Here is a 14,078-nt window from a genome sequence, read left to right as displayed (position 1 = left end):
GCGATCACTCGAGTAGATGGTAGTCATCTCTCCCTTTCGGGTCGGGGGTTGCCCCCCGGCAGTTCGCTCCTCGAGATGGCGGGTGGCCTGGGAAGAACATCAAGCCCTCGGCTTCTAGGGCATAAGCTAGGGCTTGCATCGTTACGCGGCGCAGCTCGGCCCCAGCCTCGATCTTTCTGATTGCGGCGGGAGATACGCCTGACCGGAACGCCAGGGCTTCTACGCTCCAGCCAAGCAATGAACGTGCTGGTTCGCAGTGGGCGCTTCGGAAACCGAGCGGGAGGCTGTCTAGTAACCTTGTGATGTCATCCCAGGTGATATCGCTACGCGGTCTACGTGGGAAGTCAATGATGTCTGCAGACATTGTGGTGCACTCCTATATCGCGGTGTCCTGAATCAGCACTGGTCCGATGACCCCTCACGCCGCTTGACCTGCTCAATGGGGTCAAGGTCGTAGCCATCGCGAGTGAGGTCTATGCCGTATTTGCACCGAGCCATGTTCATCAGGTGGATGTACTCGACGTGCGCCTCGTTTGCCCGGCGGTGCTCGACTGTGATCTGGGCCTGCAGGTTCTGGTTGATGTCGACCAGTTTCTGGATGTTGCGCCTGGTCCTGGCCAAGTCTCGTCGTAGCTGGTCGTTCTCGTTGCTGAGCGTGTGGCATTGGTGCTTGAGCAGTTCGACGTGTGTCGGCATGCCAAGCTCGAAGCCGGTTGTGTCGATGTCGGCGATGTTCACGGGGCACCTGTAGGTATACTGGTTTTATATACAGTAATTCAGAACGGTGGAATCGACTAGCCCCAGGTGACGATGTGCTGCTTTTCCAGGGGGCCGTAGGACGCTATGGGGAGGATTGGTGTTGGGGTTGGCTGCGTCAGTAGCTGATCGGGCATGAGAAGCAGCTTAGGCCGCTGTGAGCGCATGCCGCTGCCTATACTGCCCAGACCGTCTGGACGGAGCAGTCACCCATGAAGCGCACCTTGGAAGGAATGATTCTCGCCGGCGAGCCGCTAATGCAGCAGGCGATCGATGCGTTGCGTCGGTATCACGAAGCCGAGGACTCTGGCGCGGCCTCGGACGAGGTCGAGCGCCTACGGCTGCTGGCAGAGTCGCTATATCAGGCCGTGACGGACTATCAGTTGTACGCGCTAGGCACTGTACGAAAAGTACTGTCGTAGGCATCGCCGCCAGCAGGCCAATGTGACCATGGCGGCATAGCTTTTCGCGAGCTTGCAGTAACGGGTCGCCAAGCGACGATGCTCCTTCAGCCAGCCGAACAGTCGCTCGATAACGTTGCGTTCCCGGTACTTGGGTTTGTCGAACAGACGCGGCAATCCAGGTTTCGGTTTGCGCTTCATGATTCGGTAGGGAATCACGGGCTGCATGCGATACCGGTCGCAGTACTGCCGCAGCGATTCTGCGTCATAGCCTTTGTCCGCTATCAGCTTGCGGCATCGCTTACGGGGCCTACCTCGTTCGGTGGGAATGTGAACACCGTCCAGCAAGGGTTCAGCATGGGAAATATCGCTGGCTTGTCCACCGGAGAGGATGAAATGCAATGGCACACCTCGGGTGTCGCAGACCATGTGAATTTTCGTTGTCAGCCCACCCCGGCTTCTTCCGAGGGCGTGGTCCGTTGGTTCTTCCGCCCCCCTTTTTTGCCTGCTCCAGATGAGGCCCGGGACGCTTTGACTGCCGTTGAATCAATGCACCAAGTGTCCAAGTCGATCAGGCCTTGAGCGTTGAGTTTCACGTGTAGGCGCTTGAGCATTTTGTTGAAGATGCCCTGGTTTCGCCAATCTCGGAAGCGCTGATAGACCGTGGACCAAGGCCCGAATCGCTCCGGCATGTCTCGCCATGCGGCGCCAGAGCAAAGCACCCACAGCACGCCATTGAGCATCAGGCGATCATCAGCTCTTGGGCGTCCGGTACGCCGAGGGGCAGTAAAAAGATCGGCGACTATTTCCCAGTCTGCGTCGGAAAGTTCGTATCGCTTGGGCATGGCAGAATGCTTCGCCTAAAAGGTGAGAACTCTACGGAAAATCAGGCTTTCAGCGGCTCTGGTGGCGTTTCAAAGGTTTTCATACAGAGCCTAGGACATCAGGACTTGGTTCGCCACTAGATTGCGGCTAGACATTGCTTTCGGGGGCGGGATTGAAGGTTGTCAGAGTGTCGGGGGGCTGTCTAAAACAGCGCTGATGGCCCTTGCCATTACTGGGCGAAAACGGACGAAACTTGAGAAAAAGTATTAGACGAGGGAATAGTGTAGGCCGCATGGCTGGCGGCCTGCACTCGAATTTTAATGCTACTGCTGCATCATCGGGGTATGGCCGGAGGACATGTGAGCATGTAGTAATGCTGATTCAGCGTGCTGCTTGGCGAGTATTTTGTTGATGTTACTCAATCGGATCAGCTCCCTCCCAGATCCGTGCGTGAGCTTGGATTTTGAGCTGGGCTGTTTCTTGGTCCGCACGAAGAAGGCTGGTAGGGGCGCGGGCGGCCAGTGCATTGAATGATTGCCCAAGGCTCCACGAGTCTCGGCCATCAATGATGATCAATCGGTCATGTAGTGATCTATTTGGCGCAAGCCTGGCTTCCAAGGGGCGTGCTGATCCGTATTGCTGTGCCCAGGTTCTTACCGCCGGTGCGAGCGCGGGTTTGCGCCCGCTTGCATCTGCCAATATTTGCGTTGGGATGCCTTCTGGAACTAAGACAGCAAAATCTGTCAGTAAATTAGCATCCGCGAAAGGGTCGATGAAAAACACTGTACTTTGAGCTTCGGTCAGAATTTTTGCGAGGGCGGTGAATGCGGAAAAAGCCTCGCCCACCGGGATGAAGGCACCGCGGACGGACGGTGATGCCTGCAGTTCCGCACGGGCCAAGGTGCGATAAAGAATAGCTTTCATTGACTGGACATGGCCAGGGTAACTCTGCATGGAGTTCAAGTTTTGAGTTGCGATGTTGAAAGTGGCTATATCCGCAAGATTGCCACCTTGCTCAATGAGAGCTGCCGCCCGCCCCAACCATTGCTGGCCGTTGGGGGTCTGCCACTGAGTTGTATTCATATCAGGCATCTCGGCAATGAGGTAACCGAGTTCGTGGTAGAGGCGATCAGCTTCCATGGGCATGGTAGTCATGGCTCTTCTAAGGGTGGGGCATGACACTAGAATAGGCGAGAGGGTGAGGAATTTGTAGGGCAGATTTAGGGCAAATTCTAGGGCGCTATAGGCATAACCTGGCCATTTGCCGAAGGCAGAATAGCCGGTTTTGCTGGCCTATAGCGGTCTACTGATGAGGTTGGGCGGGTTTAGCTCTCTATGAGGAGGCGTTCGACTCGCGGCCTGGTGAGTCCATGACAAGAGCGCTGGCTTGGGGAGTGGGGCGTGCGCGGATGATCGCAGAAGAGGAAGTGCAGATCTACGCGCCAATACGGCTTGAATCGCTGCGTTAGGCGTGGGGCAAAAATGGGGCAAACCGAGCGCCATTCTATGCCCCTCTATGCCCTTTGGGCGCCTGGCGAGCAGATACAGAAAAGCGCCCAAGCCCTTTGTATATGGGGCTTGGGCGCTTTTTCTGGTTAATACCCCAGCACAATTGGTGTGTGTTTTTAACAAGCACCTCTGATCCAATTAAGCATTGCCGGGAATGGGCTGCATATTTCCTCGGGCAGAGTAGTCACATGGTCCGCATCTAGCTTTAATTTCTCTATTTTAAATCCATGAGTAATCGATTGTATTGTCGAATGCTCATAGCCCGCCTGAAGTGCTAATTGTCCCAAGCACGCTCGAATGGCTTGCTCTCCAAGATGGCCATGACACATCCATTGTAATGTAGCCTCATCTAACTGGCTAGTGAACGCAAGATGCTCGCTTACTTTGCCCGACAGATCACATGGTAGCCCTCTTTCATTAATTTTTGTGTTGATGCACGGTTTCGCTTCAAATTGGCCATTTTTACAGTCAAGGTTTTCATAGCTGATCATTTCGTCGGCTCTATTTAAAATTGCGAAATCGCGGCACGCCAGCGAATACGCAGCGGAGAACTGAAGAATTGCCGTGTAATTTCTGGAAACATCTTGAAGATATTGTGCGGAAACTGTTGTTGGATGCGTATGAATTATGAACTGAATAAAAGACTCGGAAGTAAACCAGTAGTTTTCAATGGAGTGGCCTTTTGTGGTGTAGGTGTTGTCTAAATACCCTATTTGGGTGTATTTCAAACTGTCTGGATCTAAGCCATCCCATTCTCGGTCTACAAGGCATCTAAATTTTTCGACATTTAATTTTTCGGCTATATTCAAAATTTTCTGCTTTGCCCCAATCGGACCAAGTGATTTGTCATCCACTAAAGAGGCATCGTCGATGCAATAGTCCGATGACGCGTTCTGCAGGAAGTTTTTTTTGAGAATGAAGTGGGACAGAACTTTTTTATCAGTTGATCCCTCAACAAGCAATGTCTTTTTGGTACGCAGTTGGACTGCTAGGAGATAGGAAGCAACGCTTGAGTAGCTACTCATTCACGGTCATCCAAGAAAGACTCATCATCCTCTGTAGAAGAGTTCTGAGTGTTGATTACCGGAGAGAAAAACAGAATGGAATCAGGATGATCGGCGCCCACTTCTGGTGAGTGTGTGCAAGCAATGATCTGCCGGTCAGTTGCTTGTTGTATGAGCTGACTTAAAATTATGCGTTGCCAATCAATATGTAGTGAAAGCTCTGGCTCATCAATCAAGAAAATACCAGTAGAATCGGTGCTCATTCGACTGGCGGTGAACAGCATTGTCAAAATTTGCCTTTCGCCGGAGGAAAGGGTAGTTAGGGGATACTCGTTGTCGTTTTCTTTGACGAATGCGTATTCACCCCATCTGTGATGCTTGGCTGCGAAATTCGAGGAAATTTCTAAGCTTTTATCATCAAAGAATTCATTGACCGCGGACTCAAAGCTTCTTATTTTTTTGAAGATTCGATCGTTGTCATCCTTGAGTCGTTCAAGCATATCTGCATAAAGCTTTAGTACACGCTTCGTTGCGTTATTATCTTGCGCGCCGGCGAATTTAGCTTGTCGCACGGTATCTACAAGTTTGTTTGTTACAATGCTAGAGCGAAATTGGTTTTGACTATCATCGAAAGCGTTTCGTACCCTCGCAAGTAAGGGTTCGACTTCAACATCGCTAGGTGTCTCATCCTTGGCGGTGATGGAATTTAGTACGCCCACAAAGATCGAGTTAAGCATTTGGCTTTGAGCTTGAGTCGCGCCCATTTGTGCTTCGTTGAACTCTTCGCCAATGATCTCAATTACTTCATTCAAACCGGGATATCTTATGGTGGGTACAAATGGCCCGAACCAGTCACGACACTGCAAAGTTTTAAAGGCCACCATGCCTGCTCGTTGCTCTTGACGGTGGCGAATGGGGCCTCCCTTGTCTTTTGAAAACTCATTTATCTCTTTGCGTTTAATCCTGTCGTATTCTACTGAGCGGTCCCTTTCGTACGGATTTCCAATGGCCTTAACTTTTTCCAAGATAGAACGGTACGCGGGAAGATACACCGGTCGGCCACCAAACGCGCTTCTGACCTCATCTTGCTCCTCTGGTGAAAGGACGGGATGAAATGAATCTTCAACAAATCCAAGCGGGCTTTCATTGAAGTAAGCGTGGATTCTACCGTCATACTGTCTGATCAGCCGCAGAACGCTATCATTGAAACTGACGGCTCTAATTGAGCTGAACTTTATGTGTCTAAATCTCTGGAAGTCAAGTTCTAGAATATTGGCTATAATGTGAAGTACTGTGGTTTTGCCTTTCCCGTTTTTGCCGTATATAACATTTAAACCTTCGGTGAAGCTTAAATGTATATCGATATAATTGTGCAGCATGCTGACAGATAGCTGCTTGATGGCTTGGTGCATTGATCTTCCCTGGCAGTATTGTCGAAAACTCGACTGTAACCGCTCAGAAGGCGAAATGCCATCGCCGCGGGGAGCGGATTGAATGAGGAAAACGCGCCTTGGTCGCTGGAGGCAGGTGAACGGCTGATTGCGGAGGCCATTGAGGCCCGACGAAGACGTCACCAAGCAGAAGCGAAGCTAGGCCGGCTGATGAGATTGAGTGGCTGAGAGTTTTGGAGATTCGCTGTACCTAGCAGTGACAAAGTACCGGACGTTGAAGGATGCTCCTAAGACGCTCCACTGGCTACGGCAATTTAGGGCAGATTTAGGGCGAATTTGGGATCGCAATAGGTCGTTTCAGTCCACCACTAGACTGAGATGATGCAACAAAACCGGGCCTAGCGCTGCCTCACATGGATGAAAGACGTGTTCAAATCCCCATGCCGCAGGCGGGTTGCCTCGACTGTTTTCAGGAAGAGGTCTCAAAGCAAGTGGTACAAAAGTGGTACTAAGGTTGGATGGGGCACCTGGAGACTGCTTGATCAGAGGCATTTAGAAAATATCTGCCCAATCCATCATCGGTGCCACGGAAAAGCGGCGGGATGGCTCAGGGCGCGTGGTGGTGGTTGGGATCACGGTTTCTGCTGGCATGGTTCACGGCGGGTAACGAAAGCGGTCGGGAATGTCTGCGGCGCACGCATGTCGGGGTGGACACATCGGGAAAGATTGCGAAAGCGGCGGTTACATTGCTGGGCGCCGCTGCGCAGACAACAGGGCCATAGTCTACCAAGAGTGTTCGCGGTTTACCTCCCGAAGGGTTGGGCAACCGTCGGTCGCTCAGGTTCACCACATGGGTGGACGTCCTCATGAATTTGTACGATGATTTTCGTATCGACAGGGAAGACTATGGAGAATGGCTTCAGGAAGGCCAGGCGCGACCTGATCGCGGCCCTTGAGAGGGGTGACTACCTGCATGTGTCGCGTGGCGACATCGAGGTGAAGAACCTGCTGGCGACAGGGGCGGTTTCGGCGCAGGAGGTGATCGGCATCGTTCGCGCGTGCAGCGGCATGCACCACGCCTGCAGCCCCCATCACGCCGTCGCGCAAATCGATGTCCATGTGCTCAGGCGGCACGGCTGGTACATCAAGTTCTATTTCATCGAGCCAGGAGCCTGGTTCATCAGCGTACATCGGTGAGACCCCAGATCATGAAGATCCTTTTCGAAGGCGATAGCGGCAAGGCGCTCTGCGAGCATTGCCAGGCCGTGGTGCAGACCCGCTACGTGCGTCGCGACGTGCCATTCAGCGATGGCCAGGGCCAGGCGCGGGACATCCTGGTCGGCGTGTGCACGCACTGCGATACGGTAGTCGCCATTCCGCCGCAGTCCACGCCGGCCATCCGCGAGGCGCGCAAGCAACAACTCAAGTCCATCGAGGCGCGGTTGCCGGCGGTCTACCTCGATGCCCTCGACGCGGCCATGCACGCGGTCAGCTGCGAAGCCGGGGCCAACCTGCGCAAGCTGTTCCTCGGCCATTACTTCCAGTTGCTGGTGCAGGCCAGCCAGGGCGAGCAACTGCTGCCGGCCCACGAGGCGTTCGCCCGCTCGCTGGACGAGCAACGGCGTCAGCGCGGCCTGCCGCCTTCGGGGGCGACCCGGCGCCTGTCGATGAAGGTCAACCCCCACGTGGCCGAGGATTTCCTGGCGTTGCAGCAGCAAACCCGGATGACCCAGACCGAGCTGCTCAAGTCGGTGATCGCGCGGATCCAGGCGGATGTCCTCGAGGCGCGCGATCCGGGGGTGATCCTCGCCCTGCAACGCTTGGCGCGGCTGGCCGTGTAGGCGATCGAGGCGTGCGCGGGCCTGGGGCGACTGACAGCCCTGGGCTTGCAGGCGGCCCAGGGTCAGCTAGCTTTTCGTGCAATCATCCCCCATGCAAGGAGAACGCAATGGCGGCTCGAACCCCCAGGAAGAAAACCGACAACCACCCGGCACAGGCGTCCGTCGACCCGTTCCGCCTCAAGCCGAGCGGCGGGCCAGAGGAAGGCCTGGATCCGAAAGTGCACGTGTATGGACATAAGCAGAACATCATCTGTGCCACCGAATCCCGCGGCCATGTGCGCAACGTTGCCGAACTGCAGCTGGACGCCACCCAGGGCTTCATTCCGCTCTGGCGCGAAGACACCATCCTCAGGTGGCGCTTCCAGGAGCAATCGCTGGCGCGCTTCGCTGCGCCCGACGCCGCCAAGGCCAGGATCGAACAGCTTTTCTGCCAGGCCCTACGGGCTTGGGGCGACGCCGTGCCGATCGCCTTCGCCAGGGATGACGACGCCTGGGATTTCCAGATCGTCGTCCAGCAGGTCGAACGCTGCGACGGGGCAGGAGCCTGCGTGTTGGCGAGTGCCTTCTTTCCCGACCCCGGGCGGCACGACCTGGTGATCTACCCGACGCTGTTCAAGCAGGACGAGGCCGAGCAGGTCGAGACCATCGCCCACGAGCTGGGCCATGTGTTCGGCCTCCGGCACTGGTTCGCGCCCCAGCAGGAGGCGGATTTCCCCAGCATTCCATTCGGCTCGCAGAAACCGGTCTCGATCATGAACTACGGCCCTGACAGCCAACTGACCGAGGACGACAGGAACGACCTGAAAGCCCTGTACTCGGCCGCCCATAGCGGGGCGCTCACCCACATCAACGGCACCCCCATCCGCCTGGTGGCGCCGTTCCATACCCTGCGGGAACAGTTCCAGGCCCTGCCGTTGAAGTGAGTACGGCGGCCGCCACGGCATCCTGGGCGGACCCCTGGTCGGTTTCAGGATGCGCCTGGTCGTTTGGGTGCAACCTGCCGGCGCCAGGAGTGCCATGCTTGCAGGATGCCCAGGGGAACCAGTGCGCGCAGACGCACGGCCATGGGCAAGGAGGGCGCCCGTATACCACGTGACCGTGACGTGACCGGTGCGCCACAGCAGAACACGCCGGACGCCTGCCCGCCGCGGCAGCCTTGTCCGTGATGCCGAGGTCCGCTGTATGCCTGATGAGACGCTTCACCTGCCATTGATCCAGGACGCGCTGGAACGCCACAAGGCCATGCCCGGCGCCCTGTTGCCAATCCTCCACGCCATCCAGGACGGCGCAGGCTTCGTGCCGGATGCCGCCGTCCCCGAGATCGCCCATGCTCTCAACCTCAGCCAGGCCGAGGTGCGCGGGGTGATCAGTTTCTACCACGATTTCCGTACCACACCGCCGGCGCGCCACACCCTGCGCCTGTGCCGGGCCGAATCCTGCCAGAGCCGGGGCGCCGAGGCCCTGGCTGCACAGTTGCGCGAGCAGTTGGCGCTGGATGACCACGGCACCAGCGCCGATGGCGCCATCAGCCTGCGACCGGTGTACTGCCTGGGCGCCTGCGCCTGCTCGCCGGCCCTGGAACTGGACGGCCGGCTGCATGCCCGCCTCACCCCCGAGCGCCTGCGTGCCCTGGTCAACGGCTGCCTGGAGGACGAAGCATGCTGAAGCTCTTCATCCCCTGTGACTCGGTGGCCCGCGCCGTGGGCGCCGACCAGGTCGCCGAGGCGCTGGCCGACGAGGCCGGGCGCCGGCAAGTGGCGTTGGATATCCAGCGCACCAGTTCCCGAGGGCTGTACTGGCTGGAACCTTTGCTGGAGCTCGAGGGCGCCACTGGGCGCATGGGCTTCGGGCCGGTCACGCCTGAAGACGTGCCCAGCCTGCTGGATGCCCTGATGGGCGAAGCAGGTGGCCATTCCCTGGCCCTGGGGCCGGTGGAGGACATCCCCTACCTCAAGTCCCAGCAGCGTCTGCTGTTCGCCCGTGCCGGTATCACCCGGCCGTTGTCGCTGGAGGACTACCGTGCCCATGACGGGTTCGAAGGGCTGGCCCGTGCCGTGGCGCTCGAGGGGGCGGACGTGGTTGCCGCCGTGCTCGACTCCGGCCTGCGTGGCCGTGGCGGCGCGGCATTCCCCGCCGGCATCAAGTGGCGTACCGTGCGCGAGGCTGGGGCAGGGCAGAAGTACGTGGTGTGCAACGCCGACGAGGGTGACTCGGGCACCTTCGCCGACCGCATGCTGATGGAGGGCGACCCCTTCCTGCTGATTGAGGGCATGGCCATCGCCGGCCTCGCCGTGGGGGCCGACAAGGGCTACATCTACGTGCGCTCGGAGTACCCGGACGCGATTCGTGTGCTGGACGCGGCCTGCGCCATCGCCCGTGAGGCAGGCTACCTGGGCGAGGACGTCGCCGGCAGTGGCCGGGCCTTCGACCTGGAGGTGCGGGTCGGTGCCGGCGCCTACATCTGTGGCGAGGAAACCGCGCTGCTCGAATCCCTCGAAGGCAAGCGCGGCATCGTCCGCGCCAAGCCACCGCTCCCGGCCCTGGAGGGGCTGTTCGGCCGACCGACCCTGGTGCACAACGTGCTCACCCTGGCCTCGGTGCCGGTGATCCTGGCCAGGGGCGCGGCGTTCTATCGCGACTTCGGCATGGGCCGCTCGCTGGGCACCATGCCGTTCCAGCTGGCCGGCAACATTCGCCGGGGTGGCCTGGTGGAGCGTGCCTTCGGCCTGAGCCTGCGCGAGCTGGTCGAGGACTATGGCGGCGGCACCGCCAGCGGTCGGCCGTTGAAGGCGGCGCAGGTTGGCGGCCCCTTGGGCGCCTGGGTGCCCCCCAGCCATTTCGACACCCCGCTGGACTACGAGGCCTTCGCTGCCATGGGCGCGATGCTGGGCCACGGTGGCGTGGTGGTGGCCGACGATACCCTGAACATGGCCAGCATGGCGCGCTTCGCCCTGCAGTTCTGTGCCGAAGAATCCTGCGGCAAGTGCACGCCGTGCCGGATCGGCTCGACCCGTGGCATGGAGGTGGTGGACCGGCTGATCGCCAGCAGCGACCTCGGCGAACGCCACGACCAGGCCCTGCTGCTGCGCGACCTGTGCGACACCATGCAGTACGGCTCGCTCTGCGCCATGGGCGGCATGACCGCCTATCCCGTGGCCAGTGCCCTCAAGTATTTCCCCGCCGACTTCGGTCTGACCACCACGGAGGCCGCGCAGTGATCAATTTCTTCGACCCCGCCAACGACATCGACCTGGGCACGCCGGCCCGCGACAGCGACGTGCAGGTCAGCCTGGTCATCGATGGCCGCTCCATCAGCGTGCCTGCCGGCACCTCGGTGATGCGTGCCGCGGCACTGCTCGGCACCAGCATTCCCAAGTTGTGCGCCACCGACAGTCTGGAGGCCTTTGGCTCCTGCCGCCTGTGCATGGTGGAGATCGAGGGCATGCGCGGCTATCCAGCCTCGTGCACCACACCGGTCAGCGAAGGCATGGTGGTGCGTACCCAGACGTCGCGCCTGGCCGACCTGCGGCGCAACGTCATGGAGCTGTACATCTCCGACCACCCGCTGGACTGCCTGACCTGCTCGGCCAACGGCAACTGCGAGCTGCAGACCGTGGCCGGCCAGGTCGGCCTGCGCGAGGTGCGCTACGGCTACGACGGTGCCAACCACCTGGCCGAGCAGAAGGACGTCTCCAACCCGTACTTCGACTACGAGCCGAGCAAGTGCATCGTCTGCAGCCGCTGCGTGCGTGCCTGCGAAGACATCCAGGGCACCTTCGCCCTGACCATCACCGGGCGCGGTTTCGAGTCGCGGGTGGCCGCCGCCGGCGGGGACAACTTCCTCACCTCCGAATGCGTCTCCTGCGGCGCCTGCGTGCAAGCCTGCCCGACCGCCACCCTGAGCGAGAAAAGCCTGGTCCAGCTCGGCCAGCCCGAGCGTGCCGTCATCACCACCTGCGCCTATTGCGGCGTGGGCTGTTCGTTCCGCGCCGAGATGAAGGGCGACCAGCTGGTACGCATGGTCCCGGACAAGAGCGGTGGCGCCAACCACGGCCACGCCTGTGTCAAGGGCCGTTTCGCCTGGGGCTATGCCACCCATCCGGACCGCATCACCAAGCCGATGATCCGCAAGCACATCGACGATCCGTGGCAGGAAGTCAGCTGGGACGAGGCGCTCACCTACGCCGCCAGCGAGTTTCGCCGTATCCAGCTCAAGCATGGGCGCGACTCCATCGGCGGCATCACCTCCAGCCGTTGCACCAACGAGGAGGCCTACCTGGTGCAGAAGCTGGTGCGCGCCGCTTTCGGCAACAACAACGTCGACACCTGTGCGCGGGTCTGCCATTCGCCGACCGGCTACGGCCTCAAGCAGACCCTGGGCGAGTCGGCCGGCACCCAGAGCTTCGACTCGGTGATGCAGGCCGACGTCATCCTGGTGATCGGCGCCAACCCCACCGACGCCCACCCGGTGTTCGGCTCGCAACTCAAGCGCCGCCTGCGCGAGGGCGCGCGGCTGATCGTCATCGACCCACGGCGCATCGACCTGGTGGACTCGCCCCATGCCCGCGCCGAACTGCACCTGCAACTGCGCCCTGGCACCAACGTGGCCATGCTCAATGCCCTGGCCCATGTGATCGTCACCGAGGGACTGCTCGACCAGGCCTTCGTCGACGCCCGCTGCGAGGCGGAGGATTTTGCCCGCTGGCGCGATTTCGTCAGCCTCGCGGAAAACGCCCCCGAGGTGCTGGGGCCGGTGTGCGGCGTGCCCGCCGAGCAGATCCGCGCCGCTGCCCGGCTGTATGCCACCGGCGGCAACGCGGCGATCTACTACGGCCTGGGCGTCACCGAGCACAGCCAGGGCAGCACCGCGGTGATGGGCATCGCCAACCTGGCCATGGCCACCGGCAACATCGGTCGCGAAGGGGTAGGGGTGAACCCCCTGCGTGGGCAGAACAATGTCCAGGGCTCTTGCGACATGGGCTCGTTCCCCCATGAGCTGCCAGGCTACCGGCACATCTCCAACGAGGGGGTGCGCAGCGAGTTCGAGCAGGCCTGGGGCGTCACCTTGCAGCCTGACCCGGGCCTGCGCATCCCCAACATGTTCGAGGCGGCCCTGGATGGCAGCTTCAAGGCCCTCTACTGCCAGGGCGAGGATATCGCCCAGAGCGACCCCAACACCCAGCACGTCACCGCGGCCCTGATGGCCATGGAGTGCGTGGTGGTGCAGGACATCTTCCTCAACGAGACGGCCAAGTTCGCCCATGTGTTCCTGCCGGGCAGTTCGTTCCTGGAGAAGGACGGCACCTTCACCAACGCCGAGCGGCGCATCTCGCGGGTGCGCAAGGTCATGGAGCCGCTGGCCGGCAAGGCCGACTGGGAAGCCACCGTGGCCCTGTCCAATGCCCTGGGCTACCGCATGGACTACCGCCATCCCTCCGAGATCATGGACGAGATCGCCCGCCTGACCCCGACCTTCCAGCGGGTCAGCTACGCGCAGCTCGACCGCCACGGCAGCCTGCAATGGCCGTGCAACGATGCCGCGCCGCAGGGTACCCCGACCATGCACATCGACCAGTTCGTGCGCGGCAAGGGGCGCTTCATGCTGACCGGCTACGTGCCGACCGACGAGAAGGCCAACAGCCGCTATCCGTTGCTGCTGACCACCGGGCGTATCCTCAGCCAGTACAACGTCGGCGCCCAGACCCGACGTACCGGCAATGTCGCCTGGCACGCCCAGGACCGTCTGGAAATCCACCCGACCGACGCCGAGAGCCGCGGCATCAAGGACGGAGACTGGGTCGGCGTGGGCAGCCGCGCCGGGCAGACGGTGTTGCGCGCCAAGGTCAGCGGTCGGGTAGCGCCGGGGGTGGTGTACACCACCTTCCACTTCCCTGAGTCGGGCGCCAACGTGATCACCACCGACAACTCCGACTGGGCCACCAACTGCCCCGAGTACAAGGTCACGGCCGTAGAGGTGGTGCGGGTGTTCCAGCCATCGGAGTGGCAGAAGCGCTACCAGGCGTTCAGCGATGAACAACGGCGCTTGCTCAAGGAGCGTCGCCAGGCCGAGAAGTCCGAGAAAGCCGAGGTGCGCCGATGAGCAGCGAGAACCTGGTCAAGATGGCCAACCAGATCGCCCACTACTTCGCCAGCGAGCCCGACCGGGCGCTGGCGGTGCAGGGGGTGAGGCAGCACCTGCAGAACTTCTGGACGCCGGCCATGCGTCGGCAACTGGAGGCGTGGTTGCAGGCCAACCCGGGGGAGGGGTTGGACCCGCTGGTTCGGGAGGCGATCGAGGTAGCGAAGGCGCCGGCGTAGCGGTTCTGGACTCGCACTTCGAAGGTGTTTGCC

14 protein-coding genes are annotated in these 14,078 nt (G+C 60.1%); 8 read left to right on the top strand and 6 right to left on the bottom strand.

Going from position 1 to position 14,078, the window contains the following annotated elements; all coding sequences use genetic code 11:
* Positions 1 to 4: 4 nt before the first annotated feature.
* Both ACDI39_RS08125 and ACDI39_RS08120 read right to left on the bottom strand, forming a co-directional pair.
* The gene (locus ACDI39_RS08125) at positions 5 to 364 is read right to left on the bottom strand and encodes a helix-turn-helix domain-containing protein (protein ID WP_486538270.1); all 360 of its coding nucleotides are present in this window, start codon (positions 362 to 364) and stop codon (positions 5 to 7) included.
* Positions 365 to 396: 32 nt separating this feature from the next.
* On the bottom strand, positions 397 to 738 hold the full coding sequence (locus ACDI39_RS08120) for a hypothetical protein (protein WP_486538268.1): 342 nt from the start codon (positions 736 to 738) through the stop codon (positions 397 to 399).
* A 230-nt stretch (positions 739 to 968) separates the two neighbouring features.
* On the opposite strand from ACDI39_RS08120, the gene ACDI39_RS08115 reads away from it, so the two are divergent.
* Positions 969 to 1,178, top strand: a complete 210-nt coding sequence (locus ACDI39_RS08115; RefSeq protein ID WP_486538266.1) for a hypothetical protein — start codon at positions 969 to 971, stop codon at positions 1,176 to 1,178.
* Here the strand turns inward: ACDI39_RS08115 and ACDI39_RS08110 are convergent.
* The 4 genes from ACDI39_RS08110 to ACDI39_RS08095 all read right to left on the bottom strand — a co-directional run bounded on the left by ACDI39_RS08110 (position 1,149) and on the right by ACDI39_RS08095 (position 5,907).
* Positions 1,149 to 2,002, bottom strand: a protein-coding gene (locus tag ACDI39_RS08110; protein ID WP_277888226.1) for an IS5 family transposase whose coding sequence is annotated in 2 segments (ribosomal slippage) — positions 1,149 to 1,658 and positions 1,661 to 2,002 — 852 coding nt in all. Because the reading frame shifts where the segments join, the coding sequence is not laid out codon by codon here. The two genes, ACDI39_RS08115 and ACDI39_RS08110, sit on opposite strands and share 30 nt — an antisense overlap.
* Before the next feature lie 394 nt (positions 2,003 to 2,396).
* Complete coding sequence (locus ACDI39_RS08105; RefSeq protein WP_486538264.1) at positions 2,397 to 3,137, bottom strand: hypothetical protein; 741 nt, start codon at positions 3,135 to 3,137, stop codon at positions 2,397 to 2,399.
* A 470-nt stretch (positions 3,138 to 3,607) separates the two neighbouring features.
* Positions 3,608 to 4,516, bottom strand: a complete 909-nt coding sequence (locus ACDI39_RS08100) for a hypothetical protein (RefSeq protein ID WP_486538262.1) — start codon at positions 4,514 to 4,516, stop codon at positions 3,608 to 3,610.
* Complete coding sequence (locus tag ACDI39_RS08095; RefSeq protein WP_486538260.1) at positions 4,513 to 5,907, bottom strand: AAA family ATPase; 1,395 nt, start codon at positions 5,905 to 5,907, stop codon at positions 4,513 to 4,515. The genes ACDI39_RS08100 and ACDI39_RS08095 overlap by 4 nt, the downstream gene beginning before the upstream one ends.
* 858 nt (positions 5,908 to 6,765) lie before the next feature.
* Between ACDI39_RS08095 and ACDI39_RS08090 the strand changes: the two genes are divergently transcribed.
* The 7 genes from ACDI39_RS08090 to ACDI39_RS08060 all read left to right on the top strand — a co-directional run bounded on the left by ACDI39_RS08090 (position 6,766) and on the right by ACDI39_RS08060 (position 14,045).
* Positions 6,766 to 7,083 carry a hypothetical protein gene (locus tag ACDI39_RS08090; RefSeq protein WP_225786887.1) on the top strand — a complete coding sequence of 106 codons (318 nt, stop codon included), beginning with the start codon at positions 6,766 to 6,768 and terminating at the stop codon, positions 7,081 to 7,083.
* Between the two features lie 11 nt (positions 7,084 to 7,094).
* Positions 7,095 to 7,727: a hypothetical protein gene (locus ACDI39_RS08085; RefSeq protein ID WP_225786886.1), complete on the top strand. Its 633-nt coding sequence runs from the start codon at positions 7,095 to 7,097 to the stop codon at positions 7,725 to 7,727.
* 107 nt (positions 7,728 to 7,834) lie between these two features.
* On the top strand, positions 7,835 to 8,650 hold the full coding sequence (locus ACDI39_RS08080) for a matrixin family metalloprotease (protein ID WP_225786885.1): 816 nt from the start codon (positions 7,835 to 7,837) through the stop codon (positions 8,648 to 8,650).
* Between the two features lie 259 nt (positions 8,651 to 8,909).
* A complete protein-coding gene (locus tag ACDI39_RS08075) occupies positions 8,910 to 9,392 on the top strand; it encodes a formate dehydrogenase subunit gamma (protein ID WP_225786884.1) in 483 nt (160 codons plus the stop codon).
* On the top strand, positions 9,386 to 10,945 hold the full coding sequence (locus ACDI39_RS08070; protein ID WP_253081127.1) for a formate dehydrogenase beta subunit: 1,560 nt from the start codon (positions 9,386 to 9,388) through the stop codon (positions 10,943 to 10,945). Before ACDI39_RS08075 ends, ACDI39_RS08070 begins: the two co-directional genes overlap by 7 nt.
* Positions 10,942 to 13,827: a formate dehydrogenase subunit alpha gene (gene fdhF, locus ACDI39_RS08065; protein WP_253081126.1), complete on the top strand. Its 2,886-nt coding sequence runs from the start codon at positions 10,942 to 10,944 to the stop codon at positions 13,825 to 13,827. The genes ACDI39_RS08070 and fdhF overlap by 4 nt, the downstream gene beginning before the upstream one ends.
* On the top strand, positions 13,824 to 14,045 hold the full coding sequence (locus ACDI39_RS08060; protein WP_225786881.1) for a formate dehydrogenase subunit delta: 222 nt from the start codon (positions 13,824 to 13,826) through the stop codon (positions 14,043 to 14,045). The genes fdhF and ACDI39_RS08060 overlap by 4 nt, the downstream gene beginning before the upstream one ends.
* Positions 14,046 to 14,078 lie beyond the last annotated feature (33 nt).

The organism is Pseudomonas sp. Tun-23181, from assembly GCF_057415455.1.
The sequence above is the reverse complement of the archived record's forward strand: the minus strand, read 5'-3'. Positions and strand labels throughout refer to the sequence as shown.

Coding starts and splice junctions, on each gene's coding strand:
- ACDI39_RS08125 (WP_486538270.1), bottom strand. CDS start 364: ATGTCTGCAGACATCATTGACTTCCCACGTAGACCGCGTAGCGATATC.
- ACDI39_RS08115 (WP_486538266.1), top strand. CDS start 969: ATGAAGCGCACCTTGGAAGGAATGATTCTCGCCGGCGAGCCGCTAATG.
- ACDI39_RS08105 (WP_486538264.1), bottom strand. CDS start 3,137: ATGACTACCATGCCCATGGAAGCTGATCGCCTCTACCACGAACTCGGT.
- ACDI39_RS08100 (WP_486538262.1), bottom strand. CDS start 4,516: ATGAGTAGCTACTCAAGCGTTGCTTCCTATCTCCTAGCAGTCCAACTG.
- ACDI39_RS08095 (WP_486538260.1), bottom strand. CDS start 5,907: ATGCACCAAGCCATCAAGCAGCTATCTGTCAGCATGCTGCACAATTAT.
- ACDI39_RS08090 (WP_225786887.1), top strand. CDS start 6,766: ATGATTTTCGTATCGACAGGGAAGACTATGGAGAATGGCTTCAGGAAG.
- ACDI39_RS08085 (WP_225786886.1), top strand. CDS start 7,095: ATGAAGATCCTTTTCGAAGGCGATAGCGGCAAGGCGCTCTGCGAGCAT.
- ACDI39_RS08080 (WP_225786885.1), top strand. CDS start 7,835: ATGGCGGCTCGAACCCCCAGGAAGAAAACCGACAACCACCCGGCACAG.
- ACDI39_RS08075 (WP_225786884.1), top strand. CDS start 8,910: ATGCCTGATGAGACGCTTCACCTGCCATTGATCCAGGACGCGCTGGAA.
- ACDI39_RS08070 (WP_253081127.1), top strand. CDS start 9,386: ATGCTGAAGCTCTTCATCCCCTGTGACTCGGTGGCCCGCGCCGTGGGC.
- ACDI39_RS08060 (WP_225786881.1), top strand. CDS start 13,824: ATGAGCAGCGAGAACCTGGTCAAGATGGCCAACCAGATCGCCCACTAC.